The 24,730-nt window shown below is 43.3% G+C and carries 25 protein-coding genes; 6 read left to right on the forward strand and 19 right to left on the reverse strand.

Annotated elements, in window-relative coordinates; all coding sequences use genetic code 11:
* Positions 1–55: 55 nt before the first annotated feature.
* The 5 genes from PNC201_RS23440 to PNC201_RS23445 all read right to left on the reverse strand — a co-directional run bounded on the left by PNC201_RS23440 (position 56) and on the right by PNC201_RS23445 (position 2,810).
* Entirely contained in the window at positions 56–223 is a 168-nt protein-coding gene (locus PNC201_RS23440) for a PoNe immunity protein domain-containing protein (protein ID WP_233525206.1), read from the reverse strand.
* A gap of 81 nt (positions 224–304) precedes the next feature.
* Positions 305–430 (reverse strand): hypothetical protein, encoded by a 126-nt coding sequence (locus PNC201_RS23610; RefSeq protein WP_267895182.1) that lies wholly within the window; start codon positions 428–430, stop codon positions 305–307.
* 1,280 nt (positions 431–1,710) lie between these two features.
* Positions 1,711–2,196 carry a hypothetical protein gene (locus tag PNC201_RS03340; protein ID WP_233525207.1) on the reverse strand — a complete coding sequence of 162 codons (486 nt, stop codon included), beginning with the start codon at positions 2,194–2,196 and terminating at the stop codon, positions 1,711–1,713.
* 117 nt (positions 2,197–2,313) lie between these two features.
* Entirely contained in the window at positions 2,314–2,556 is a 243-nt protein-coding gene (locus PNC201_RS03345) for a hypothetical protein (protein ID WP_102056166.1), read from the reverse strand.
* 104 nt (positions 2,557–2,660) lie between these two features.
* Positions 2,661–2,810, reverse strand: coding sequence for a helix-turn-helix domain-containing protein (locus tag PNC201_RS23445; protein WP_233525208.1), 150 nt, complete (start codon positions 2,808–2,810; stop codon positions 2,661–2,663).
* A 1,214-nt stretch (positions 2,811–4,024) separates the two neighbouring features.
* Between PNC201_RS23445 and PNC201_RS03365 the strand changes: the two genes are divergently transcribed.
* Entirely contained in the window at positions 4,025–5,413 is a 1,389-nt protein-coding gene (locus PNC201_RS03365; RefSeq protein ID WP_102056168.1) for a diguanylate cyclase domain-containing protein, read from the forward strand.
* A gap of 44 nt (positions 5,414–5,457) precedes the next feature.
* Complete coding sequence (locus PNC201_RS03370; RefSeq protein WP_102056169.1) at positions 5,458–7,260, forward strand: sensor histidine kinase; 1,803 nt, start codon at positions 5,458–5,460, stop codon at positions 7,258–7,260.
* 151 nt (positions 7,261–7,411) lie between these two features.
* Here the strand turns inward: PNC201_RS03370 and PNC201_RS03375 are convergent, their stop codons facing one another.
* The 7 genes from PNC201_RS03375 to PNC201_RS03405 all read right to left on the reverse strand — a co-directional run bounded on the left by PNC201_RS03375 (position 7,412) and on the right by PNC201_RS03405 (position 13,564).
* Positions 7,412–9,244 (reverse strand): DUF885 domain-containing protein, encoded by a 1,833-nt coding sequence (locus tag PNC201_RS03375; RefSeq protein ID WP_102056170.1) that lies wholly within the window; start codon positions 9,242–9,244, stop codon positions 7,412–7,414.
* A 79-nt stretch (positions 9,245–9,323) separates the two neighbouring features.
* Positions 9,324–10,460 (reverse strand): radical SAM family heme chaperone HemW, encoded by a 1,137-nt coding sequence (gene hemW / locus PNC201_RS03380; RefSeq protein ID WP_102056171.1) that lies wholly within the window; start codon positions 10,458–10,460, stop codon positions 9,324–9,326.
* Entirely contained in the window at positions 10,457–11,050 is a 594-nt protein-coding gene (locus PNC201_RS03385; protein ID WP_102056172.1) for an XTP/dITP diphosphatase, read from the reverse strand. Before PNC201_RS03385 ends, hemW begins: the two co-directional genes overlap by 4 nt.
* Positions 11,051–11,057: 7 nt before the next feature.
* Positions 11,058–11,492, reverse strand: a complete 435-nt coding sequence (locus PNC201_RS03390) for a DUF4426 domain-containing protein (RefSeq protein ID WP_010607717.1) — start codon at positions 11,490–11,492, stop codon at positions 11,058–11,060.
* Between the two features lie 10 nt (positions 11,493–11,502).
* Entirely contained in the window at positions 11,503–12,036 is a 534-nt protein-coding gene (locus PNC201_RS03395; protein ID WP_102056173.1) for a YggT family protein, read from the reverse strand.
* A 9-nt stretch (positions 12,037–12,045) separates the two neighbouring features.
* The gene (proC, locus tag PNC201_RS03400) at positions 12,046–12,867 is read right to left on the reverse strand and encodes a pyrroline-5-carboxylate reductase (RefSeq protein ID WP_010607715.1); all 822 of its coding nucleotides are present in this window, start codon (positions 12,865–12,867) and stop codon (positions 12,046–12,048) included.
* A gap of 13 nt (positions 12,868–12,880) precedes the next feature.
* On the reverse strand, positions 12,881–13,564 hold the full coding sequence (locus PNC201_RS03405; RefSeq protein ID WP_010607714.1) for a YggS family pyridoxal phosphate-dependent enzyme: 684 nt from the start codon (positions 13,562–13,564) through the stop codon (positions 12,881–12,883).
* A 30-nt stretch (positions 13,565–13,594) separates the two neighbouring features.
* Here PNC201_RS03405 and PNC201_RS03410 point away from each other — a divergent pair, with 30 nt between their 5' ends.
* Genes PNC201_RS03410 through PNC201_RS03420 form a run of 3 tightly spaced genes read left to right on the forward strand, consistent with a single transcriptional unit; the run spans position 13,595 to position 16,642 of the window.
* Positions 13,595–14,641 (forward strand): type IV pilus twitching motility protein PilT, encoded by a 1,047-nt coding sequence (locus PNC201_RS03410; protein WP_010379026.1) that lies wholly within the window; start codon positions 13,595–13,597, stop codon positions 14,639–14,641.
* Between the two features lie 14 nt (positions 14,642–14,655).
* Entirely contained in the window at positions 14,656–15,777 is a 1,122-nt protein-coding gene (locus tag PNC201_RS03415) for a PilT/PilU family type 4a pilus ATPase (protein ID WP_010607713.1), read from the forward strand.
* On the forward strand, positions 15,755–16,642 hold the full coding sequence (locus PNC201_RS03420) for a hypothetical protein (protein ID WP_102056174.1): 888 nt from the start codon (positions 15,755–15,757) through the stop codon (positions 16,640–16,642). The genes PNC201_RS03415 and PNC201_RS03420 overlap by 23 nt, the downstream gene beginning before the upstream one ends.
* A 308-nt stretch (positions 16,643–16,950) precedes the next feature.
* Here the strand turns inward: PNC201_RS03420 and ruvX are convergent, their stop codons facing one another.
* The 6 genes from ruvX to PNC201_RS03450 form a co-directional block, all read right to left on the reverse strand.
* Entirely contained in the window at positions 16,951–17,400 is a 450-nt protein-coding gene (ruvX, locus tag PNC201_RS03425; protein ID WP_102056175.1) for a Holliday junction resolvase RuvX, read from the reverse strand.
* Between the two features lie 42 nt (positions 17,401–17,442).
* On the reverse strand, positions 17,443–18,000 hold the full coding sequence (locus PNC201_RS03430; RefSeq protein WP_010607710.1) for a YqgE/AlgH family protein: 558 nt from the start codon (positions 17,998–18,000) through the stop codon (positions 17,443–17,445).
* 19 nt (positions 18,001–18,019) lie between these two features.
* Positions 18,020–18,979 carry a glutathione synthase gene (gene gshB / locus PNC201_RS03435; RefSeq protein WP_102056176.1) on the reverse strand — a complete coding sequence of 320 codons (960 nt, stop codon included), beginning with the start codon at positions 18,977–18,979 and terminating at the stop codon, positions 18,020–18,022.
* A 57-nt stretch (positions 18,980–19,036) separates the two neighbouring features.
* Complete coding sequence (gene rsmE / locus PNC201_RS03440) at positions 19,037–19,771, reverse strand: 16S rRNA (uracil(1498)-N(3))-methyltransferase (RefSeq protein ID WP_102056177.1); 735 nt, start codon at positions 19,769–19,771, stop codon at positions 19,037–19,039.
* A 62-nt stretch (positions 19,772–19,833) separates the two neighbouring features.
* Positions 19,834–20,331 (reverse strand): hypothetical protein, encoded by a 498-nt coding sequence (locus PNC201_RS03445; protein WP_010607708.1) that lies wholly within the window; start codon positions 20,329–20,331, stop codon positions 19,834–19,836.
* Positions 20,332–20,342: 11 nt separating this feature from the next.
* Positions 20,343–21,236, reverse strand: coding sequence for a DUF350 domain-containing protein (locus tag PNC201_RS03450; protein ID WP_029215930.1), 894 nt, complete (start codon positions 21,234–21,236; stop codon positions 20,343–20,345).
* Between the two features lie 79 nt (positions 21,237–21,315).
* Here PNC201_RS03450 and glnE point away from each other — a divergent pair, with 79 nt between their 5' ends.
* Entirely contained in the window at positions 21,316–24,111 is a 2,796-nt protein-coding gene (gene glnE / locus PNC201_RS03455) for a bifunctional [glutamate--ammonia ligase]-adenylyl-L-tyrosine phosphorylase/[glutamate--ammonia-ligase] adenylyltransferase (protein WP_102056178.1), read from the forward strand.
* On the opposite strand, the gene PNC201_RS03460 is transcribed toward glnE, so the two are convergent.
* Positions 24,108–24,716: a TcpQ domain-containing protein gene (locus PNC201_RS03460; protein ID WP_017217000.1), complete on the reverse strand. Its 609-nt coding sequence runs from the start codon at positions 24,714–24,716 to the stop codon at positions 24,108–24,110. The two genes, glnE and PNC201_RS03460, sit on opposite strands and share 4 nt — an antisense overlap.
* Between the last annotated feature and the right edge of the window lie 14 nt (positions 24,717–24,730).

Consider the following 24,730-nt stretch of genomic DNA (forward strand, 5'->3'; position numbering starts at 1 on the left):
TACTATTGATTCGCTTTTGCAGGCTCTGATGTTGATTTAGTTTAAAGATTAAGCGTTAATTTTTAATTAAATCAACCGTTACATAAACGCTATCTGCCAAGGACTTTTTTGATATTTCTAGAACATTAGCGACTAAAGCCAATTCAAAGCACCAATAACCAGCATAATAATCCGTGTACTCGAATTCGCATTCACAGTTGTGATTATCAAACCAGTCCGCCAAGCCCTCTAACTTGCTGTATCAATTTTTTGCAAATTGCTTGAGTAATTCTGGCTGTTGCTCATTGGGTACTGCAAAGGCGAGTTAAAGATCTTGATAGATTTCAGGGTAGTAGAGTGTGGGCGAAATAGGTCTATCGGTATCACCGAGTGCAATGGCTATATTATCAAGTAAGGTGTCTTTGCTGGGGTTGCCGATAACGGCTTGCACTTCCTGAATATGAGCTGGAGCGATATCAAAGGATTGAGGAAATCAAACAATGGTAGCTACGAATAATGGTGGGTGTCGGCGTTTTACTTCTTAGCAAAATAAACTTCCATGTTTAATATCAAAGCGCATCCATGCGCTCCTCGTTCATTCTTTTGAAACGACGCGATCGAGCGAACCAAGAAAACGTCGCCCCAGCATCACACTTAGTCCTCAAATCCTAAGCCGATTATAGTGCAACCGCCTTTTTAGGCACGTCCGTGTGCCAGACAAGACTTGGTCGACATCCTGTCGGCACATTGCATATCGGCTGATGCTTTTCGGGTGTGATGAAGGGGGAAATAAGTTGTCTGTTAGCTGTCCACAAAGCCATCAGAAACATAGTTGCTTGCAAGCACCACAAGAATTTATCAGCGCCTTGTGTCTCCCTCATCACACCCGAAAGTAAATTGCCAATGAGTCATTTCAACGCATGGATGCGTGAAAAGCGGTGACAGGGCCAAGGATGGCCCTTACACCGAGGTGACGTTCATATTGGCAATTTACTTGAGGAGTCAGTGTGATGTTGGGAGTGCCTTTTCTTTTGCTTACTTGTTCTTTGGGCATCAAAGAAAAGTATGTCGTAGCCCATGGATGGGTGTCGAAATCCGTCAGGAGGACGGGCTGACTTTACGGTAAATTTCGAGCTACCAGTCGTTAGCAACATAAACCTCCATGTTTAATATCAAAGCGCATCCATGCGCTTCTCGTTCATTCTTTTTAAACGACGAAAAAGAACGAACCAAGAAAACGTCGCCCCAGCATCACACTCAATCCTCAAACCCTAAACTGATATAGTGCAACCGTCTTGTAAGGCACGTCCATGTGCCAGACAATACTTAGCCGACATCCTGTCGGCACATTGCATATCAGCTTATGTTTTTCGGGTGTGATGAAGGGGGAAATAAGTCGCTTGTGAGATCTTCTAAGGTTTTAGCAGTAAAGTTGCTTGAAAGTATTGAAAAAACTATCAGCGTAGAGTGTTCTTAGTCCACGGTGCAAATAGTTTTGTGGGAGGCGGTTCACCCGCCGAGAAGTTATGCTTTTGTGATGAAATAGAGAGGGTACAGTGTGATGTTGGAAGTGCCTTTTCATTTGCGCAACGATTCTTTGGGCATCAAAGAATCGTAAGTCGTGGCACTTGGATGGGCGTTAAAACCTATCATCAGAGCATAGAGGTTCTACTTACTACAGCTTGTGAATACAAAAGCAAAAAAACCAGAGAGAAATCTGGTTTTTACGGCTCATGAAAGTTCAGATTCTTGTGGGGTGTATGATTTTGCTCCGCAAATCATCATGGTTAACACTGTACCACAACATATTGACCATGCGACATAAATCAGCCCCTCAAAATTGTCGTATATAAATGTCCAAGATTTCATTTCAAAGTATGACCATGCAATGTTTTCTAGCATAGCTAATAGGTTCATTAAGCCCATGTAAAGAAAAAACCAATGAAATATTCCATCAAAATATGTCAATGCAACATCTTTGGACTGAGATATTGAGCGCGAAAACTGTACTCTAAAAATCAAAAGTAGAGCTGTAACTATATTAAATAAAAGCTGAGCTCCATAGATTATTGTTCCTTGTAAGAGTTGATTCTCAGATGGTACTGTGTAGTTTATCAAGCCAAATTCGAATATTACATGACTCAATGCTGTAAAAGTAAACATAATACCTGAAATATGAATCATGTTAATTTCTTTTATGCAAGAGCCATATATCATGCAAGTTCCAAGTATCATTAGGCAAAGGGGGATAACGATCCGGTGATCCCAAAGTTGAATGTAAAAAATGGCAATAGAAACAATGCTAAGCAAAATCAAATGTGAGAGTTTCATTACTTACCCTATAAAGCTGTCTATTGGAATAATTTCAGCATTACTGGAGTCAACGGTATTTTTTCTGCGAGGCTTTACGGCGCTATTTCCGCCGACTACAGATTGTATACTTTCTGAATGTAGCAAGTTTTGATTAGTCACAACGCTAGCAGTTGCTAATTTTTTAAACTCTGCTGTATTGACGCCAACTCTAAATAAAAAAAAGTAAATGCGGCTTATCAAATCAAGAAGTTTAACCTTTTTCATTATTCATCATCCTGTATTTTTGTCTTTGCAGAACTATTCAAATCACTGCTAATTTGCTTGACCTGATTAAGTAAAGATTTAGCATCTATTTTGCAGAACATAAATCACTGAAAAAGTTGCTTTGATCTTATATCGCTTACGTCTAGCTCATAGTTACTAATGGTTTTACGATCGCATCCAAGCTTTTTTGCCATTTGCTCTTGAGAGATACCGGCCTTTCTTCTCATTGCTTTTAAATCATCGCCATTAATCACGTCCTTTTCCTTTTTTCTATGATGCGGAGACTTTTGCGCATCTAATTAAACATAATGTTAACAATAAAGTTGAAACATTAAAACAGAAAATGAACATGCTAAGTTTACTAAAAATTGATGAAGTTGTAGTCACAGCCGTGCCGGGCTAAGGGTTACACGATATTTCTAAATATACCAAAGGTCAACAGGTGGTTTACATAAAACATGTTTTTGTATCCAAAATTCATTCGCTAGTGAAACCAAATATAACTGCGGAAGAAATAGACTTTTTGCGTAGGCTCGATCAGGCACATCAACACTGTTACTTTTTAGTTTATGTAAAGAGTAAAACTACAGGGCGATACGATTCTGCCTTTTTTATGGATGATATAGAGGCTATAAAGGGACTTGAAGTGATCGAGGTAGAACCACGCTTGAAGAATCTAGATACTATCTCACAAGTGATTAGGAGCGTTTTGGTGTGAAGTTGCTTTAGCGTCTGCAATTTTCCTTGTTCTGATTTGTGCAGCTAAGGTTTTGTGTGGTATTTGGCACCGTATCTTAATGGATTTGTTTTATTGTTAGGTAGGCGCTTGCACGCAGAAAGCGATTTCTACATACTTTAATTCGTTTACATACAGGATGCTTGGTTACATTTTCAAAGGATATGATTTTGATTTATAAAATTATTGGCGGAGTGGCAGTCTTTCTTTCTATCGTTGCACATTATCCAAGCATGCAGCCCGGTGCGCCGTCTGTTATTGGGTTTTACCTCACTTTACTTTCAATGTTTATCTCTGCACTCGCGAGTCAAAGGCAGCAGCCTTACTATTTTTATTGCGCGGCCTTATTTTCATTATCTAATGTTGTATTTTTAAACGACGGAACCCGGCTTAGCTTATTGTTCACTCAAGGTGACTGGACCTATATTTACTCTATGTACAGTCTTTTTTTGGTGGTGCTATGTATTGGTGTTTTATTGGTAAGGTATAGATGAACGGAAATTCAGTTGTTGCGTTACACTTACGATGACTCGATTGTGGGCGGATAAATGATAGCTAATCTTTTAACAACATAACGGATCTATGCTTAGCTCTACTCTTCGAGTTTCAATTTTTTGAAGGGCTTTTTCTTCCTCACAAAACTGGCGGTTTTCGGTAAATTGCCTATGCTTTTGTAATTAAATTGGTTTATTGTAGATTTAAGCAGCTAAATTTTATTGGGCAAGAGAGGCGATGAAGGTAACTGTAGAAAAGCAAACCATAGTGATGTTATCGCTGTTTACTGCTGTATTCTGGGGTTTGACTTTCTACGCGGTAAAGCTTATTTCTCACTCTATTGTGGTTCAGGAAGTAAGCGAAAGAACCGAAACGGTAAGGTCTAACATTTCACTTGTCCGCGCTAAAATTGAAAACGCCATATTTATGGACACCTATCTGGCTGAGAGTTTAGCGACCTTTGTTACAATTGATCCTGACTTTGCAATTGAGCATTGGTCTCATGTGGTTGCTAAAGCCGTTGAAAAGTCGACGCTGATTCGCCATGTCGGTCTCGCACCAAATAATATCATTAGTCATGTCTATCCAGTTGAAGGGAACCGAGCGGCTATCGGTTTCGATTTTCGCACTAACCCTGAACAATTTCGCACTGTTGAAATTGCAAGAACCTCTCAAAAGGTATTTATCGCCGGTCCATTACAGCTAGTGCAAGGCGGTGAAGCGTTGATAGCGAGGTTTCCTGTGTTTTCGGATTATCCGAGGAATGAAAACTACTGGGGCGCGATTAGTGTGGTTCTAGATTATCAGAAGCTGCTTGAATACAGTGGCATTAACGAATTGGACAGTGCCACTTTAGCGATTCGAGGTCGAGATGGACTCGGTGAACAGGGGGATGCCTTTTATGGCTCTGCTACCTTGTTTGAAACACCAGATTTAGTCATCCCAATCAACTTACCATCTGGTGAGTGGCAGCTTGTGGCTGATTATCAAATTGACGAGAGCACTTATGCAAAAGCAAGGCAACAAGCACAGATTTTGGTTACTGCTGTTGCCTCAATATTGTTTCTCTCGTTATTAGTGCTCTATCGATCGTATCACTTAGCACATACCGCCTCGTTGCAAGATGATTTAACTAAGTTGCCCAACCGTCGCTATGCGATTAGACAACTCAATACGTTACTTGGTCGTTCAGAGCAACCGTCATTTGTGCTGCTTAACCTCGATCTAAATAATTTTAAACAAGTAAACGATAAGTTTGGTCATGAAGTGGGAGATAAGCTGTTACTCCATGTCTCGTCAATTTTGATGAACTCAGTGCGTGTGTATGATTTTATCGCGCGATTGGGGGGGGACGAGTTTGTTATTATTTTGCACAGAGTGTCAGAGGACGCTTTGGTTAACTCAATTATAAAAAATATTAAGGAGCAGGTTGAAAAGCAACCGCTACAAATTGATAGGCACACTATTCAAGCGACGGTAAGCGTTGGCTATGCTTTCCCTTCAGCAAATCAAGATAGTGTTTCGGAACTCATGGCTCGCGCCGATCACAGTATGTATTACGATAAAAACCTGTCGCAACGACAACAAGAAAGTGAGTTTTTGGAAACAAATCAGGAAACCCAATAGAACTATACTAAGCTTACAGAGTATCAATTAAGTGAGAATGTGCCGTGCAGCTAAAGCAGTCAGTTCTATTTTTCAAAATTGCCGCGTTGACTTCTGCGATTGTGATCATTTTTGTCAGCTGGTTTTTGTATTACGAAGTGAGTCGTAGTGCCCGCCTTACCGCACAACTTACTCAGCTGCAAACCGCTCTACAACGAACCATGGATCAAGAAGAGCATATTCTTATTCGAGCACAAAAAGATGATGTTTCTGCCATCCCGCAATTAAAGTACAGCTATCAGGATAGCTTTAGTAGCTTGCTTAACTCTATGGCCAATGAAGAGGCCTTGCTGCCTTTGCTATTACAACTCGATGAACTGTCAAAAACCTACTTTAGTAAACTAGACGAACTTATCCGTTTGCATGAGCAACTCGGCTATGACGAAAATGCAGGTATTTATGGTGATTTCAGACGTAGCGCCCATGCTTTGCAGGAGCGAATTTCTGGTAAGGCTATGCCTCAGTTGGAAATTGCCATATTGGAGTTAAGGCGTCGAGAAAAAGACTTTTTGTTAAGAGCTGACTTAAGTTATTTACAGCAGCATGAACAACTTGTCATGCATGCTGAGCAACTAATCAAAGACAGTGCGCTTAGTGAAGAGATAAGCAACTTGCTTAAACGTTATGAAGCGGGTTTTGCAAGCTATGTTGCTATTTTGCGAAAGCTAGGTTTGCACGATGGTGAAGGCGTACGTGCGGAGCTATTCACCGAGAAGCAAAAATTAAGAAGCCAGTTTGAACTGGTATCAATCCGTACCCAAGCCGTTACGCAAGAACGTAAAGAAAGTATCATTTTATATGGCCTCATTTTAATTGTACTGATGAATATTGCTGTGCTTATCTTACTGAATTATCAAAATAGCAAAGTCACACGGCATATACTGGCTATCAATAAAGTACTCGTAAAAGTTGCTAAGCTTGAAGACTTTAGCTTAAGGGTGAATATTGACGGTAACGATGAGATTGCACAAATTGCTCATCAACTCGATGACCTATTAGCATTTATTGAAACCTTGCTTGCGCGCCTAAGCGCAGCGCAGCAACGCTTAATCGAAGAAGCCAAAATGGCGAGTTTAGGAAATATGGTGAGTGGCTTTGCTCATGAGCTTAATACGCCGCTTGGTGTTGCTATTACCAGTCAATCGCATTTAAAAGAGCAAGTCGCGACACTAAAATCGCAACTTGAACTTGGGAAGTTACAGCGGCAAACCTTGACGACACTAATTACTGAGGCAGAAGCCGCGCTATATTTATTAGAAAATAACCTCCACCGCACAGCCTCGTTAGTAGATGATTTTAAGCTAGTGGCAGTGAATCGAGAGTTTGAAGAAAAGAGTACGTTCAACCTTAAGCATTTAGTTAAAAATGTCTTTGATTGCTACCAATCAGAATTAAACCAAGAAGACTATGCCATTGAACTCGAAATCCCCGAAAACTTAACTTTAATAAGCTACCCGTCGGTGTTTAGCCAAGTTGTTGGGTACAGTATTAACAACTGCATCAAGCACGCCAAGATTGACGGGCAAAAGCTCAATATTGTGGTATCTACCGTGTTAATTAATGACTATATCCATTTTTATTTTAAAGATGATGGTGCCGGTATAGATAAAGAGTTATTGCCCGCTATATTTGAGCCTTTCGTTACTTCAAAGCGTTTTTCGGGGGGGACAGGGCTTGGCTTGAGTATTGTATATAACTTAGTAACACAGAAGTTGAAGGGCGAAATCAAAATGCAAAGCCCTGCGCATGGCGGTGCCTGCTTGCATATTATTTTAACTGGAACAGAGTTTAATTTTATAGAAGAGTAATCTCAGCATGGAATAACAACTTGCGCTCTAGCGGTCGTTATTTCTTATACCGATTTGCTTATCTGAATACAGCTTATATAAGGTAAATAAAGTAAAAAAAGCCAGCATGACTAATCATGCTGGCTTTTATTCGGTTCATTGGCAGTAGGAGTTAGTCTTTTTTGCTCGCGACCCACTCATCAACAAATGATTCAAGCACGTTTAGTGGAACTGGGCCATTTTTCAGTACGACGTCGTGGAACTCACGAATATCAAACTTATCGCCTAGTTCTTTCTTAGCGGCTTCACGAAGTTCTAGGATCTTCAACATCCCCACTTTGTACGCAGTGGCTTGTGAAGGCATAACAATATGGCGCTCTACCATCTTCACTGCATCTGACTTAGCATTTGGTGTGTTGTTTACGTAGTAATCAATACCTTCTTGACGTGTCCACTTCATTGCGTGGATCCCTGTATCTACAACTAAGCGGCATGCACGCCATAATTCCATCGCTAAGCGACCAAAGTCTGAATAGGGGTCTTCGTATAAACCCATTTCTTTTGGTACAAGTTCAGAATATAAGCCCCAACCTTCGATGTATGCAGTGTAGCCACCAAACTTACGGAATTTAGGCATATCTTCTAGCTCTTGAGCAATCGCGATCTGCATGTGGTGACCCGGAATACCTTCGTGATAAGCCAAGGCTTCCATTTGGTAAGTTGGCATCGCTTCCATGTCGTAAAGGTTTGCATAGTAAACACCAGGACGTGAGCCGTCAGGCGCGGGTTGCTGGTAGAAAGCTTTACCTGCAGATTTTTCGCGGAATGCCTCTACGCGTTTTACTATCATGTCCGCTTTTGGCTTAACGATAAACAGCTCATCCAAGCGTGACTTCATATTATCGATCATCGCTTTGGCTTCGGCTAAATATTGTGCCTTACCAGCTTCTGTATTGGGAAGGTAAAACTGTTTGTCGGTTTTCATGAACTCCATAAAGGCTTTTAAATCGCCTTTGAAGCCCACTTTTTCTTTGATTGCTCGCATTTCGTCATGAATACGCGCCACTTCAGATAAACCGATTTCGTGAATTTCTTCAGCGCTTAATGCTGTGGTTGTCGTACGTGCTAGGGCGTTATTATAAAATTTTTCGCCGTTAGGAAATTTCCACGCACCGTCACGTTTGTCTGCTTTTTTCTCAAGTTTATGTAGGTAACCAATCAACTTGTTATAAGCAGGCTTTACTGCTGTTGTTAGCGCATCTGTTGCTTCTTTTACCAGCGCTGATTTCTCGTCTTCACTGATTTCAAGTGTTGCTACTTTGCGTTTGAAGTCAGCCAGTAACGTTGAGTCGTCACCCGCAGCAAATGGCGCACCTTTAATGATATTTTCACTTGATTCAATGACGTGAGGGAAAACGAATTTTGGTGCAATAATACCTTTATCCGCACGCGCTTTTAAGTCAACGATGAGCTGATCAAATACAGCCGGTACGCCGTTTAAACGTGAAATATACGCTTTGGCATCTTTGACATCGGTAATTTGGTGCTGGTTGATTAAAAATGCAGGCACCATTGAGTGCGTACCATACATCTGATTTACCGGATATGAGTGATAACGCCATTTAAAATCTGCAATGGTGTTTTCAAGACCTTGCTTGAATAAGTCGTAGCTCACTTGCGTATTGGCATCTAGCTTATTTCGATCAATTGCATTAAGCGCAGCTAAGTCTTGTTTCGTCAGTTCAAGATCTTCAAGTTGGCGCGCTTCGCTGCCGTCATCCCACTTGTCGTAGTCTTGTTTGATACCCATATAAGTTTGGTAAACTGGGCTACGCATTACGCCACGGGTAAACGACGCTTCAAAAAGTGCGTTCGCCTTTTCTACTTCACTTTTTACGACTTGTTGTTCAGCTTTTGGAGCAGGTGCTGGAGAGTGTGTGGTTTGTTGACAGCCAGCAAAAAGCGCGACGCTTACCGCTGCTGCTAAAATGGTTAATTTACGCATTTTATACCCTTTTATTATATGTTGCCGAATGGCGGTTTTCATGCGGGTTGCAGTGAATATCACCCGCATAATTTCTATATTAAACAAATAACTCTAGCAGATCGTTGAGGTATCGGTGGCCTTTATTTGTAACTAGCCATGAATCGTTGGTTTCCTCAATCAAACCCTTATCTACGGCCTCAGCAATTTGCGTTGCAATAGCGCTAAGTTCAAGACCAGTGTAGTCAATAAACTGTTGTTTTGATGCGGCAGTTTTTAAACGGAACACATTCATAAAAAACTCAAATGGTCTGTCATCGCTTACAACATGCCACTGCTCATACAAATAGGGTTTACTCAGATCCATATAGCCACGAGGGTGTTTTACCTTTACGGTTCTTAAGATCTGTTGCTGCTCAGGCAAAGTGATTTTGCCATGCGCACCACAGCCGATCCCAAGATAATCGCCAAATTGCCAATAATTCAAGTTATGTCGACATTGAAATCCCGCTTTGGCATAGCCTGAGATCTCATATTGCTGGTAGCCGTGCTCCGCAAGTAATGCCTGACCTTGTTCTTGGATGTCCCACAGTGTTTCATCCTCAGGTAAAACCGGAGGCTTAGAGGCAAACTGCGTATTTGGCTCAATGGTTAATTGATACCAAGAAAGGTGTGGCGGTGCCATCGCAATGGCTTTTTCTAAATCACTTAAGGCATCGCTAACCGATTGATTGGGAAGGCCATGCATCAAATCAAGATTAAAGCTATTTAACCCTGCTTGATGGGCTTCTTGTGCGGCGTTGAGCGCTTCTTGTTCGCCATGAATACGACCAAGTTGAGTGAGCTTTTCCTGTTGTAAGCTTTGCACGCCTATCGAAATACGATTGATGCCAGCCGCAACATAATGCTTAAAACGATCTGTCTCAACTGTGCCTGGATTTGCTTCTAAAGTGACTTCAATGTCATCCTCAAAACCAATTAGCGCCTCAATTTCACTGAGTAAATAGCGGTACGCTTCACCTGAAAGCAGGCTAGGGGTGCCACCGCCAATAAAAATACTACTGAGTTTGCGGCCCTGAACATAGTGAAGATCGGCTTTGATATCGTGGAGCAAATGTTGAATATATTCCGTTTCAGGAATATCGCCCTTTTTACCATGGCTGTTGAAATCACAGTAAGGACACTTTTGCACGCACCAAGGTACGTGCACATAAAGACTTAATGGAGGTAGTTTCACGCGAGGCCTTGAAAGTGACTGACGAGTTGTTTAAGTGCCTGTCCTCTATGGCTGATTGCGTTTTTTTCTTCCTTGGTTAGCTCTGCTGATGTGCAGTCTAAACCTTGTACCTTAAAGATTGGGTCGTAACCAAACCCTTCTCGGCCTTGTTGCGTTGTGGTGATTTCACCTTCCCAACTTGCCTGACAAATAATCGGCGTAGGGTCGTCAGCGTGGCGCATATAAACTAGAACGCACCAAAAACGGGCGCTGCGCTCAGTTTGTTCACCAAGCGCTGCGAGTAAGTGCTCAATATTTTTTTGGTCGTCGGCGTTTGCGCCAGCATAACGCGCTGAATATACTCCAGGTGCGCCGTTTAACGCGTCTACCTCAAGGCCTGAGTCATCGGCAATGGCAGGCAAGCCAGAAACCTTAGCTGCATGACGTGCCTTGATAATGGCGTTTTCCACAAAGGTAGTGCCGGTTTCTGCAACCTCTGGCACCTTGAAATCACTTTGCGGTAATACCTCAATGTCATACTGATTTAGCATCGCGCTAAGCTCTTTGACTTTACCTTGGTTACCCGTGGCAAGTACCACTTTATTTGACATATTTTCTCTACTCTACATAAAACTTTTGTGAGAACGTGAGTTTGCGGCTTTGCTTACCTTCACTGATCTCAATGTCGAAACGAAAAATATCTTCATCGTCGTAATCTAATTGGGCAAGATAGTATATTGCCTCACCTTCTACGACTTCTTTAAACTCTAGCTGTACGGTTTTACCAAGTAAGTTTTTGGCGCTACCTGCAACGCGTGCCTTAACTGCTGGTTTTCCTGGCTTGTCGGCCAAGACCGAGATATTCACAATCGCTTTGTTACCACTACGAATTAAGCCATACGCTTTTGCAATTGTGGGCTGAACAAAGGTAGACGGGAAGGCGATATAATGCACTTCCCAAGGACCTAAGTCTTTAAATTGGCCGCCTTGTTCATCTTGAGCGAATACGCCCGGTGCAAGCAGCATCATTAACACAATAATAAATGGTTTCATTGGGATGCTCCTATCTCAGTAAATCCATCATTAGGATCTGCAAAAATTGCATGCCGATAATTAGGACTAAAATAGATAAGTCCAGTCCGCCTAGCGGTGGGATCACTTTACGAATAGGTCTTAGCATCGGCTCTGTTAATTGCTCGAACACGGCGGCAACTGGATTGTAGCCTTGCGCTACCCAACTTAAAATGGCACGAATAATAAGGATCCAGAACACCAGACTAAATGCTTCTTTTACTACCGTAATAGCGCCACCAATCAGCGCGCCTAAAGCGTCAAAGTAACCACCGAATAACACCATCAGCGTCGCCATTTTGGCAAAACCAATAATGAATGCCAGCACCAAAGAGGCAAGATCTAAACCGCCCACGCCCGGAATGATTTTTCTCAGTGGGTTCACGGCAAAAGAGGTTGCTTTAACAACCGCTTGGCTTAGCGGGTTATAAAAGTCCGCTTTGACAAGCTGCAACCAGAATCGTAGTAATACGACCATTAAAAATAGATCAAATACGATCCCGACTAAAAATTGCATGGCATTCATTGGTCACCTTTAGATTTCTTTTTCCATTGCTTCAGCGCGCGCGATACATGCATCCATCGCGTCCGCTACGGTTTTTGGTAATTGCTGTGCTTTTAAATGCTCAACGGCTGCGTGGGTTGTGCCACCTTTAGAGGTGACGTTAGCGCGTAGCTGAGCAATGCTAATTTCAGGTTGCGATAATGCCATTTCAGCCGCGCCTAGCGCAGTTTGCTGCACAAGCTTTCTGGCTTCCTCAGGACTAAAACCTAGGGCTTTAGCCTTTTCTTCAATGGCTTCCATAAATAAGAAGAAATACGCTGGAGACGAACCTGTTACCGCAATAACGTCGTTGATTTTCGACTCTTCATCAAGCCACAGGGCAATACCTGTGGATGAAAATACTTGCTCAACATAGTCTTTTTCTTCATCGCTGATGTCGACGCCATACAAGCCAGACACACCGCGTCCAAGCAACGATGGCGTGTTAGGCATACAGCGCACCATTTTTACCGGTTGGCCGAGCATTTCTCTCAGTCGTGCAACGGTAATTCCGGCGGCGACAGAGATAAACAGTTTATTGCTAATATCAATATCTGCATCTTGAAAGGTCTGACACAGCTCGGCCATCATCTGTGGTTTTACAGACAAGACAATGACGTCAGCCGCGGCGACTGCTTCTAGATTATCTTGTGTTGTTTTTACCGATAATTGCTCTGCGACTTTGGCAAGTTTCTCTGCATTGCGGTTGGTGGCAATAATAGACTGCGCGTCAAAGCCACTTTTGATCATGCCACCGATAATGGCATAGCTCATATTTCCCGTTCCAATAAATGCAATTGTCTTGTTTGACATTGTGTTATTCACCTCACTGTCGTTTGCCAAAAATATCAGTACCAATGCGAACCATAGTGGAACCTGCTGCAATCGCAGTGTCTAAATCGCCACTCATTCCCATCGATAAGGTATCTAGCTGTTGATATTGGTCCTTTAGTCTATCAAAGCAAGCGCGCATTTGCTGGAAATATTGTAATTGCTTTTGTTTATCATCGGTTTGCTCAGTGATAGTCATCAAGCCACGAAGCTCCAATTGACGACAGTCATTAATAAACTGCGCGAGCGTATCAACCTCATTGGGATGACAACCTGATTTGTTGTCATCACCGCTAATATTGACCTGCAATAGCACCTTGAGTGGCTTTAAGTTTGTTGGTCTTTGCTCATTTAGCCTGCGTGCGATTTTCTCTCTATCCACGCTTTGTACCCAATGGAAGTTTTCGGCGACTAATCTTGATTTATTGGACTGGATTGGACCAATAAAGTGCCATTCAAGCGCTTTGTTTTGTTTAAAATAGGCAACTTTATCAACCGCTTCTTGTACGTAAGATTCACCGAATTGGGTTTGACCTGCCGCAATTGCAGCCTCAATATCGGCGATAGGTTTGGTTTTAGAAACCGCGAGTAATTGTACTGTTTCGCTGAATTGACAGTTTTGTTTGGCTTTTTCTATCCTGCCGTAGGCGTTATCTAAGCGTTCTGCTATTGTAACCATATAGTACTAGTGCTCATTGTGGAGTTATAAATGGATATTACAGAATTATTGGCTTTTAGTGTTCAACACAAAGCATCTGACTTACACCTTTCTTCAGGTGTTTCCCCTATGATCCGCGTTGACGGGGACGTACGTCGGGTGAATATCCCGCCGTTAGAAGCAAAAGACGTCAGCAGCCTCATCTACGATATTATGAATGATAATCAACGTCGTGACTATGAGCAAAACCTTGAGGTAGATTTCTCGTTCGAAGTGCCAAATCTGGCGCGTTTTCGTGTTAACGCCTTTAATTCAAATCGTGGTCCTGCTGCGGTGTTCCGTACCATTCCAAATCAAGTGCTGAGCTTAGATGATTTGGGGGCACCAGACATTTTTACCAAAATTTCCGACAACCCACGTGGCTTAGTATTGGTAACCGGCCCGACAGGTTCTGGTAAATCAACCACCCTGGCTGCGATGGTGGATTATATTAATAACAACAAACATCACCATATTCTAACCATCGAAGACCCGATAGAATTTGTTCACGACAACAAGCAAAGCCTTATTAACCAACGTGAAGTACATAGAGACACACACAGCTTTAACGCGGCGCTGAGAAGTGCACTCCGTGAAGACCCTGACGTTATTTTAGTTGGTGAATTACGTGATCTTGAGACCATTCGTTTAGCGCTAACTGCCGCGGAAACAGGCCACTTAGTATTTGGTACTTTGCATACTACCTCAGCACCTAAAACCATCGACCGTATTGTGGATGTGTTCCCAGGTGAAGAAAAAGACATGGTGCGATCTATGCTGTCAGAGTCGCTACAAGCGGTGATTTCACAAACACTGGTGAAAAAAGTTGGCGGCGGGCGCATAGCAGCGCATGAAATCATGCTCGGGATCCCTGCTATTCGTAACCTTATTCGTGAAGACAAGATTGCACAGATGTATTCGGCAATTCAAACCGGTGCAATGCACGGTATGCAGACCATGGATCAATGCCTTACAAATTTATTAAACCGTGGTTTGATCACACAGCAAGATGCGCGTGCAAAAGCGCATGACAAAAATCAGTTTAATAGCGGCTATTAAGTAGTGGTGTAGCGATGAATATAGAACCGTTTTTGCAAACGATGGCAAATCAGCAAGCATCCGACTTATTCGTCTCGGCAGGGCTTGCGGTGAGCGCCAAAATTGATGGCGAACTTAGAGCGTTAAGTGAAGAAAGCTTAGATGCCGAGCAGTCACTGAATCTTGTTACCTCGATTATGAGCGACAAGCAAAAGCAAGAATTCTTTAACACTAAAGAGTGCAACTTTGCGATTGCTAACGATATCGGGCGTTTTCGTGTTTCAGCATTTTGGCAACGGGATTGTGCGGGCATGGTTATCCGCCGTATCGTTACTGCTATTCCTGATGTCAACGAGCTAGGTTTGCCGTCGGTACTGACCGATGTGATCATGTCCAAACGTGGCTTGGTGTTATTTGTAGGTGGTACGGGCACGGGTAAGTCAACTTCGCTTGCAGCACTGCTCGGTTATCGTAATCGTAACCAACGTGGCCACATTTTGACCATTGAAGATCCCATCGAATTTGTGCATCAACACCAAAAAAGCATCATTACTCAGCGTGAGGTGGGCATTGATACTGACAGTTTTGAATCTGCCTTAAAAAGCTCATTACGCCAAGCGCCAGATGTTATTTTAATTGGTGAAATTCGCTCGCAAGAAACCATGGAGTATGCACTGAGCTTTGCTGAAACGGGGCATTTATGCGTTGCAACCTTGCACGCCAATAATGCCAATCAGGCCATTGACCGTATCATGCACTTAGTCCCTAAAGAAAAGCACGATAAACTGAAGTACGATTTGGCGCTGAACTTACGTGCTATTGTGGCGCAACAACTTGTGCCTTCTTCAAAGGGCGAAGGCCGAGAAGCCGCCATTGAAGTACTACTTAACTCCCCACTCGTTGCCGAGCTTATTAAAAAAGGCGATATTGGCTCAATTAAAGAGGCAATGGCAAAATCGAAAGACATGGGCATGCAAACCTTTGATCAAGCATTGTTTGAGCTTTATAAGCAGCAGCGGATCAACTATGCCGATGCCCTGCATCATGCTGACTCGCCAAACGATCTGCGCCTGATGATCAAGCTGCAAAATAATGAACAAAAAGGTGCGGGCTTCCTACAAGGGGTTACGGTAGATGGGTTGGATTCGAAGAACTAAACGTAGCTACCTATTCTTCACTTTCGTGCTGAGCTTTGCTGGTGTACTTAATGCCAGCGAAGCACTTAATGTTTTTATTAGAGATGATGTCCTCGCTGATTATCAACGTTTTGTTGGTGAACGCGACGTCACAAAAATTACCGATTTTAGTGGCCAGTATTTACGCCGTGATGTTGTCGATATGGTGGTAGCACAGCAAGCCTTGCAAAAAGGTGGCTTCGATAAAACGTTTATCTTTACTCCAGGTTTCGTCAGTTTTCGTGAATCCAATTTGCTTGAAAAAGGAGAGCAACTGCTTCACTTTGATAGCTATTGGAAAGCAGACCTTGAAAATAAAGGTCGGCTGCTTTTTATCAGTGAGCCGGTTATTCAAAAAGGTCAGTATTTTGCTGGTATTTATCACGGGATAGATAATCAAAAAGTAAAGCAGCTAAAAGAGGAGCAAGGGCTCACCCAGCTAACTTCGGTATCCAACCCTAAATGGCAGACCGACTGGCAAACCTTGGAGTTACTTCCGCTTAAACAACTTCATGCTGAATCCGATTGGATGTCACAAGCGCGTATGGTGAGCAAAGGTTGGGTCGACTTTATGTTGATGCCGCTTATGCCGAAGCTAGATAATCGTTTTGTTTTGGAAGATGTTGAGCTCATTGCTAATGAGCATCTAGTCGTGCTGTTAAACGACAGCAGGCACTTTGCGGTGTCTCGGCTTCATCCAGAAGGTGAACGAGCGTTTGCTGCATTACAAAAAGGTCTTGCAATACTTCGTGAGCAAGGCCGGATCACTAACGCATATCAGCAAGCTGGGTTAATACCTGATTTGGATAAGTACCAAGTCGTAAACCCCGTACAGGAGAGCCGCTAGTCATTCATACTCCTGCTCGTGGCTAGAGTTGCTCTGCTAGGTGTACAAAAATGGCGACTTCACCATAGTGTTTAGAGGAATAAGAGTTGCCTTACTGCTGGTGATTGAAAGCGTTGAGAGTCCGTTAAATATGATGGACTTTTACAGACAGTTAGCCGTACCTTTAATATCAGTACTGAATTTTTGATATTAAAGGTCGGCGCTAGATTGATATTTTTAGTGTGTTATTGCTACACCGACTATGCCGTGTATGAATATCAATTCACTTGGTGGAAAATAAAGCTCAACAGGCCCAAGAGTTAGGCAGGCTATTCCCACATTGCCTCAAAGTAGCTTTCGAGAATGATACAAGCGGACATGCCGTCTACCTTACCTTTTGCGAGATTCTTATAGCCACCTTGTTCAAATAAACGTGCTCTGGCATCAGCTGTCGTCAAGCGCTCATCTTGTGTTTCTACCGGCAACCGGAAGTGGTTATGCAAGCGGTTAGCAAACTTTTTTGCTCTGAATGTTAAATCTTGATTGGTACCATCCATATTCAGTGGTAAGCCAACCACTAATAAATCAGGTTGCCACTCGTTAATGAATACCGCGATGTCATCCCAATTTGGAATACCATCGTTTGCCTTAACTGCACCTAAGCTTGATGCGGTTGCGGTGATTTCTTGGCCGATAGCCAAGCCGATACTTTTAGTGCCAAAGTCAAAACCGATGATGCTACGTTTACCTTTAGGCACTTTTTCTTTTTTGATTTCCATGAATACTTCGTTTATTAACCTAAGCTCAAAATGACAGGCTAGTTACGCATGACCCGCTTGCGAGCTTAATTGTGCAACGTCGAAACCAAGCATTTGCACTGCTTTTTCCCAACGCTTTTCGGGTGGCGTATTAAATATGATTTCGGGGTCAGCCTCGACGACTAACCAAGTGTTTTCTTTCAGTTCTTTCTCTAGCTGACCACTTACCCATCCGGCGTAGCCCAAGGTGATGATAAATCCTTCGGGAGAGTGTGATGACGTTAAAGAGGCTAAAACATCTTTTGATGTGGTGATCATAATTTCGGAACTAAGCTCTTGGCTTGAGGCGTAACCAAACTTTGGCGTATGTAATACAAAGCCTCTGTCGGTATGAACAGGCCCACCTGCGTAGATATTTACCTTAGCCGCTTGGCTAGATTTGTCGTTATCGATATCAATTTGATCAAGCAATTCGCCCACGGTGATATCGATAGGGTGGTTTACCACCAACCCCATCGCGCCATCTTCGCTGTGTTCACAAAGATAGGTTACCGTATGATTGAAAAAAGGGTCGTCCATGCTGGGCATTGCCACTAAAAAGTGATTAGCGAGTGATTTCATAACCAGACCCCCTTAATGGTTAGTTTTTAGTATGGTCGAGTTTTCGCTCGATCGCATCATAAAACTTATCCATAATTGAAATGTCATACGCCGCTTCAATTTCTTTTACGCAAGTTGGTGCGGTGACGTTGATTTCGGTGAGCTTATCGCCAATGATATCTAGGCCAACGAATATTAGGCCCTTTGCCTTTAACGTTGGGGCAATGGCTTCGGCAATTTTACGGTCCGATTCGCTAATAGGTCTTGCTTCACCACGGCCGCCTGCCGCGAGATTACCACGAGTTTCACCGCCTTGTGGAATGCGAGCCAAGCAGTACGGCATCACTTTACCATCTACCACTAACACGCGCTTATCACCGTCTTTAATGGCTGGAATATAGTTTTGCGCCATCGCATAGCGAGAGCCATGCTCGGTAAGCGTTTCGCAGATCACGCCAATATTTGCATCATCTTGTTTCACTCTAAAAATAGACGCGCCGCCCATCCCATCTAAAGGCTTGAGAATGATATCGCCATGTTTAGCTAAAAACTCGCGAATTTGTGATTGATTACGCGTAACCAAAGTATCTGGAGTATGCTCACTAAACCACGCCGTAAAGAGCTTTTCATTGGCGTCGCGCAGACTTTGTGGTTTATTTACCACAAGCGAACCCGCAAGTTCAGCGCGCTCAAGAATATAAGTGGCGTAAATATATTCAGTATCAAAAGGTGGATCTTTACGCATTAAAATAACGTCAAGGTCGCCTAAATCGATTTCTTGTTTCTCAGCTAGTTCATACCAATGGGAAGTATCGTCAAATACCTGCGCTTTTGCCGCGGTCGCTTTGGCAACGCCTTGGTACAAGAAAAGGTCATTCATTTCCATGTAATACAATTCATAGCCGCGCTGCTGTGCCGCCAGCATCATGGCAAACCCGGTGTCTTTTTTAATGTTAAAGCCACTGATTGGATCGGAAATGATCCCTAATTTAATCGTCATAGACGCTCCCATTGCGCTTGCTGAGTTTACCCATGATATGGGGGTTGCTCTGTGTATTTAAAGTGCTAAATCGCCAAATTGCAGCTGTAGTGCGCTCAGTACTGTTAGCGCTGCGGTTTCTGTACGAAGTACACGTGGGCCTAAACGGACATCAACAAACCGCTGTTGAGCGGTAGCATCGAGCTCTTCATCGGTAAAGCCGCCTTCAGGCCCCACTAAAAAGCGGATCCCAGACTGACTATACGGCAGTGTTTTTATTGAATGTTCGGCGCGAGGGTGTAGTGTGACTTTTAACTCGTCGCTTTGCTGTGCAAGCCATTCAGACAACTCCATCGGTGGGTTAATAACAGTGATGGTATTACGTCCGGATTGCTCGGCCGCGGCAATTGCTATCTTTTGCCATTGCTGGTGTTTTTTTGCTAGACGCTCACCACTTAATTTAACGCCGCAGCGTGTGGTAAACAAAGGGGTAATTTCGCTCACTCCCAGCTCTACCGACTTTTGAATTGTGAAGTCCATTTTATCACCGCGAGAAATCCCTTGCCCAAGATGTATGGCAAGTGGAGATTCTACATTTTTGTCTTCAAATGATTCAGGTACAGCAACAACTTTCTTTTTCCCAACTTCACTTAATTGACATAGGTACTCGCCGCCTTGTCCGTTGAACAGGCTGACTTTATCTTTGGTTGTCATTCTAAGCACTCGGCCTATGTGTCCTGCGGCGTCATCATCCAAAGTAACTGGCACACCAATGGCCAAAGGCGAGTCTTGATAAATATGTGGAATACGCATAATTCGATTATTCAGTTGCTGTTTTGTGGCAATGGTAAGCGCTCGCGCACGGTTAGTCTACATCATCCTGCCACTTTAGCTTTACCGCATAGTAACCCGGTGAGCTTGGCAAGCATCAAGTCAGGGTCGGGGAGGCCAGCGGTATCCGGATGACAAGATAAGTGATTGATTAATGCTTGTGAGTGCTGTTTAGTGATCTGAAAACCTTGCGGGGTTTGTTCGATTAAAAACCGGTGTGGGTGAAGAGAATCAAAAATAAAGCGCTGCTCCTCGGTAGCTAAATGATAGTCCAGAGAATAGAGCAGCACAGCATTAATGTTATGATGACGGTGCAAATAGCTGGCAAGTTCAGAGACGCTGATTTCATTGTCAAAGTCACAATAACAGTAGTCTTTTATTTGCTCTTTAAACATCATCTTTAGCATTTGTTTGGTGTTGTCACCTGCGATAATTATATTACTGGCTTGGCTAGAGCGCACATTTTGCAAATGCTCGACGAGTTCTTGGCTAAAATCCCAATTGCTATCTACCAGTAAAAGTCCATCACTTAAAGCATTCATGCAGTATTGCGTTACACCGAAAACAAGTTAATAAGTAAATAGCCTATTGAGCAGAAAACCGCAAACTCCAGACATGCGATGCCAACGTTATCTTGGTGGTCTACCTCTAGACCAATATTGACCTTAGGTAAGGATAAATGCAGCAATACGTAACTACCAATGTAAAGAAAAAGCCACATTACACCGCAATGCATGACAACCGAAAACAAGTTTTCTACCACTTTTGCTCCATGGTAGGGAGCGCTGTGCAGCCCCGCATACATGGCTAAAGAGAGGCCGATGGATTTGCCTGCATACCGAATACCAATCGAAGTGTTTCTGAGATTAAAATTTTGTTGTAAAGAAGCCCCTTGATTGAACTTGGCAAAGCGACTTTCTCTGATTTTACTATCTAGCGTATAAAGCAGCTGCAATAGCATAAAGCCGAGGGCTACGACTAATAGATCGCTCCAGCCTTTCGGGTGCACCCAATGATATAAACCAAGCACCAATATGGTGTTACCGAGTAACATGCCGGAGTCCACCATCGCGGCGCAGATATTTTGCTTTAAAATCGCTTCTTCTTCGTCAAACTGATACAGAATCCATTTGCGATGGATCCATTGGCCGAAGTATACAAAGGCAATGATCAACCCTATATGTAAGGCCACTTGCAGAGGGTGTGCCTGTGCCCTCACCACGCCTAAGTCATTGAATAAGTATGCAACACAAATACACAGCATCGTCACTTGACTGGCATAGCTGATCCCAAGTGCAAAGTTGTCACGTTGTGCGAGCTCGTCATCCAGGAGATTGTTGGCGCTACGTTGGATCATTAAGCGCAGCAAAATAGTTAAACCGCAGACAATGACAAAGCAAATCAAAATCGCTAAAAAGTTGATATTGTTTAAAGACAAATAACTCATACTCGGTGTAAGGTTGTGTTTTAGATAGAGTTACTATAACACTGCTCACAAAGAGAGCCAGTCTACCGTGGAGTTTTTTATGTCGGAATTGTTTGTTCAAGCAGCGCTAAATACGCTTGCTCAAGAGCGTTACCAAATGATTTATGGTGATGCGCCGATGGAGCCCAAACTGGCACGGTTACTGGCGTTGAGTGATTTTGCCGAGCGTACACTTGCACGATTTCCTGAGTGGGGAGCTTGGTTGCTCGATGATACGCAGATGCAAATGCGCGACTGTCCTGATGTGTTTGACTTTTCCGCGCCATTGGTTGAAGAAAAACAAGCTTGGCAGCAGCTGCGTCACTATCGCTTAAAGTATTGGCTTAAAGTGATGTGGCTGGATTTGGTTGCAGGCAATGAGATTGATGACAGTATTCGCTATGTTTCACAGCTGTCCGATACCTTGATTTCAAATGCGTACCGATGGGCGTACTTAAGCGTAGAAGCGCAATCAGGCTCACCAAAAGATGAGGCTGGTAACTCGATACCTATGACGGTATTAGGCATGGGAAAGCTTGGTGGTAAGGAGCTGAATTTTTCCTCTGATATCGATTTGATCTTTGCCTATCCGAGAAGTGTCGACACATCCGGTGGCCGGCGTAGTATTGAGGCGCAAGTTTTTTACACTAGAGTGGCACAAAAACTTATTTCAGCGCTTAATCAAGTTACCATTGATGGCCAAGTATTCAGAGTCGATATGCGTTTAAGACCATTTGGGGATAGTGGTCCTTTGGTAATGAGCTATGCCGCGATGGAAGATTATTACCAAGATCAAGGTCGAGAATGGGAGCGCTATGCGATGTTAAAGGCGCGGCCAATTGGTGAGCCGTCGCCGTATTGGCAAGAGTTTTACGACCTAATTCGGCCGTTCGTCTATCGCCGTTATATCGACTTTTCTGTGATAGATTCACTGCGAAAGATGAAAAACATGATTGCCCAAGAGGTGAGACGCAAAGGCTTAACGAATAACATAAAGCTGGGCGCTGGTGGCATTCGAGAAGTAGAGTTTATTGTGCAGGCTTTGCAACTGATACGCGGCGGTCGCGAAACGCCATTACAAACCCCTTCATTGTTACAGGCATTAGAAGAGCTTGAAACGCTTGATATTGTCCCTGTCGAGGTCAAAAACCGTCTGCATGAGAACTATTTAGTGCTGCGTAAAGTTGAGCAATATCTACAAGCATTTGACGACAAACAAACGCAAACTTTACCCGACAACAACTTAGATTGTCTGCGCCTGAGCCACTTATTGCAATGTAACGATTACGCCGAAGTCGAGCAAATGCTAAAGGTTGTGACGCAGCATATCCGGGCTGAGTTTAGCCAAGTCATTGGTGAACCGCCTGAAGAAGAATTAGATGAAGACGATAGCGCGGTTTACGCGTGGCAAACGGGAGAAATTGCTCAGCTAGGCCAGTGCCGAGCTGCACCGTGTTTTGAGACTTGGCAAACTGACTTGATGGAGTTTAAACAAGGGCTAAGTAAAAAGCAGGCGGGCACTCGTGGTCGCGATATTCTCGATAAGTTAATGCCAGCCTTGCTACGAGAGCTTAGTAAACAAAACATGGAGCCGGCACTTGCTCGCGTGCTCAGTGTGATCAATCAAGTAGCGTCTCGTACTGCATATTTGGAGCTACTTTACGAAAATCACGGTGCGTTGACTCAACTTATCAAGCTTTGTTGTCATAGCGCGTGGATTGCTGAGCATATTGCGAAATACCCGATCCTCCTTGATGAGCTTATCGACCCACAAACTCTCTACAAACCTTTGCCATTAACGGCCTATAAAAACGAGATCCAGCAAGCATTTTTACGTATAGATGAGCAAGATGTTGAGCTACAGATGGAAGCGCTGCGACAATTTAAACAAACGCATCAGCTAAAAGTCGCGGCTGCAGACGCCACTGGCGTGTTGGATATTATGAAGGTGAGCGATCATCTAACCGCGCTTGCTGAGGCGATTATTGCAAAGGCCGTCGATATTGCCTGGGGGCATATGGTGGCGCGTTTTGGTGCGCCTGAAGGTGCAACAATAGAAGAAAAAGGCTTTGCTGTAATAGCGTATGGCAAGGCGGGGGGATACGAGCTCGGTTACAACTCAGATCTAGACTTAGTGTTTGTACATAATCGTGACGGCGAAAGTCAAACTCAGGGTGATAAAGCTATCTCTTCAAGACAGTTTTATATGAAGCTGGCACAGCGTTTAATGCATTTGTTCAATACCAAAACGCTCTCTGGCATGCTTTACGAATTAGATACTCGACTTCGCCCTGAAGGAAACTCGGGCTTACTCGCTATCAATCTAGAAAGCTTTTACCAATACCAGTTAGAGCAAGCTTGGACATGGGAGCATCAGGCGCTAGTGAGAGCTCGTATGGTGTTAGGTGAGTCGAAAATGGCCGCACGATTTGAGGAAATACGTCATGCAATACTAATGCAGCAGCGAGACGTGCCTAAATTAGCGGAAGATGTTCGCAATATGCGTGAAAAAATGCGAGCCCACCTTAACCAAGATAGTGACAGTCACTTTGACTTAAAGCAGGGAATTGGCGGCATGACGGATATTGAATTTATCAGTCAGTACATTGTGTTGCGATATAGCAGTCAGTATCCAGCACTTTGTACTTATCCAGATAATATACGTATTTTAGAACAAGCGGGTGAAGTTGAAGTGATTGATAGTGATGAAATGAAGCACTTAATCTCTGCATATTGTTTGTTTAGAGATCAATATCATTTTAATAGCTTAAACCAATTAGGTAGGGTTGTTGGGCGTGAAGCGTTTGATCAACACGCACAACAAGTCACTCAAGTTTGGCAGCGGGTACTTGCTTAACCCGCTAGCTTACGGCAGTTTTCACGTACATAGATTGGTGGGTTTTCTGTGATAACCGCAGCACGCTCTCGCGGGCAGAAAAATGTGTAGACTTGAAATTCAAAGTCGTCGTTTATCGCCGTTCCAACCTGATAGAGTGCAGAAACAAAGTCAGTATCGAGACGGAAGTTATACTTCACCACATAGTCACGCTCTAGATACCAAAACAGTTCCACACCTTCTTCTTTGGCTTGCTTTGTAAGTACATCTTTTAAAGTATCGCCTGTGTCAAAGCGTCTTGGTTGTTTTTCACCGGTCCATTTAGGGTTAGATGGTTTAACTGCGAGCGCTCTTTGTGCTAGCGCATCGTCAAGAGGGTAGGTGGGCTTTCCGAGTGTGATAACATACTTTTCACGATCGGTATCACGATTGCTCATGCTATTTCGAAAGCTTTCGTAAAATTGCGACAGGCCTTGCGCTGCAACATTGGTGGTTTCCCTAAAGTTCATATCTTTAGAGGCACCAAAAAGAAAATAGTAGGCAGCCCAAATGAGTAACACACCTAGTGATAGGTGTTTAGTCCAAAACCAGATTGACGATAATTTATTTTTTTTCTTCTTAGCCATTTCAAACTACTCCA

Origin of the sequence: Pseudoalteromonas sp. NC201, from assembly GCF_002850255.1 — a bacterium.
Classification (GTDB): Bacteria; Pseudomonadota; Gammaproteobacteria; order Enterobacterales; family Alteromonadaceae; genus Pseudoalteromonas.

Excerpts from the sequence above, each read along its gene's own strand:
- PNC201_RS03345 (WP_102056166.1), bottom strand. The coding sequence starts at position 2,556 with ATGAAAAAGGTTAAACTTCTTGATTTGATAAGCCGCATTTACTTTTTT.
- PNC201_RS03430 (WP_010607710.1), bottom strand. The coding sequence starts at position 18,000 with ATGAAATCACTCGCTAATCACTTTTTAGTGGCAATGCCCAGCATGGAC.
- PNC201_RS03450 (WP_029215930.1), bottom strand. The coding sequence starts at position 21,236 with ATGAGTTATTTGTCTTTAAACAATATCAACTTTTTAGCGATTTTGATT.
- ruvX (WP_102056175.1), bottom strand. The coding sequence starts at position 17,400 with ATGGAAATCAAAAAAGAAAAAGTGCCTAAAGGTAAACGTAGCATCATC.
- PNC201_RS03410 (WP_010379026.1), top strand. The coding sequence starts at position 13,595 with ATGGATATTACAGAATTATTGGCTTTTAGTGTTCAACACAAAGCATCT.
- PNC201_RS03445 (WP_010607708.1), bottom strand. The coding sequence starts at position 20,331 with ATGAATGCTTTAAGTGATGGACTTTTACTGGTAGATAGCAATTGGGAT.
- PNC201_RS03405 (WP_010607714.1), bottom strand. The coding sequence starts at position 13,564 with ATGGTTACAATAGCAGAACGCTTAGATAACGCCTACGGCAGGATAGAA.
- PNC201_RS03460 (WP_017217000.1), bottom strand. The coding sequence starts at position 24,716 with ATGGCTAAGAAGAAAAAAAATAAATTATCGTCAATCTGGTTTTGGACT.
- PNC201_RS03395 (WP_102056173.1), bottom strand. The coding sequence starts at position 12,036 with ATGAATGCCATGCAATTTTTAGTCGGGATCGTATTTGATCTATTTTTA.
- PNC201_RS03375 (WP_102056170.1), bottom strand. The coding sequence starts at position 9,244 with ATGCGTAAATTAACCATTTTAGCAGCAGCGGTAAGCGTCGCGCTTTTT.
- PNC201_RS03385 (WP_102056172.1), bottom strand. The coding sequence starts at position 11,050 with ATGTCAAATAAAGTGGTACTTGCCACGGGTAACCAAGGTAAAGTCAAA.
- PNC201_RS03365 (WP_102056168.1), top strand. The coding sequence starts at position 4,025 with ATGAAGGTAACTGTAGAAAAGCAAACCATAGTGATGTTATCGCTGTTT.
- PNC201_RS03340 (WP_233525207.1), bottom strand. The coding sequence starts at position 2,196 with ATGATATATGGCTCTTGCATAAAAGAAATTAACATGATTCATATTTCA.
- PNC201_RS03420 (WP_102056174.1), top strand. The coding sequence starts at position 15,755 with ATGGGTTGGATTCGAAGAACTAAACGTAGCTACCTATTCTTCACTTTC.
- glnE (WP_102056178.1), top strand. The coding sequence starts at position 21,316 with ATGTCGGAATTGTTTGTTCAAGCAGCGCTAAATACGCTTGCTCAAGAG.
- PNC201_RS03390 (WP_010607717.1), bottom strand. The coding sequence starts at position 11,492 with ATGAAACCATTTATTATTGTGTTAATGATGCTGCTTGCACCGGGCGTA.
- PNC201_RS03415 (WP_010607713.1), top strand. The coding sequence starts at position 14,656 with ATGAATATAGAACCGTTTTTGCAAACGATGGCAAATCAGCAAGCATCC.
- gshB (WP_102056176.1), bottom strand. The coding sequence starts at position 18,979 with ATGACGATTAAATTAGGGATCATTTCCGATCCAATCAGTGGCTTTAAC.
- rsmE (WP_102056177.1), bottom strand. The coding sequence starts at position 19,771 with ATGCGTATTCCACATATTTATCAAGACTCGCCTTTGGCCATTGGTGTG.
- proC (WP_010607715.1), bottom strand. The coding sequence starts at position 12,867 with ATGTCAAACAAGACAATTGCATTTATTGGAACGGGAAATATGAGCTAT.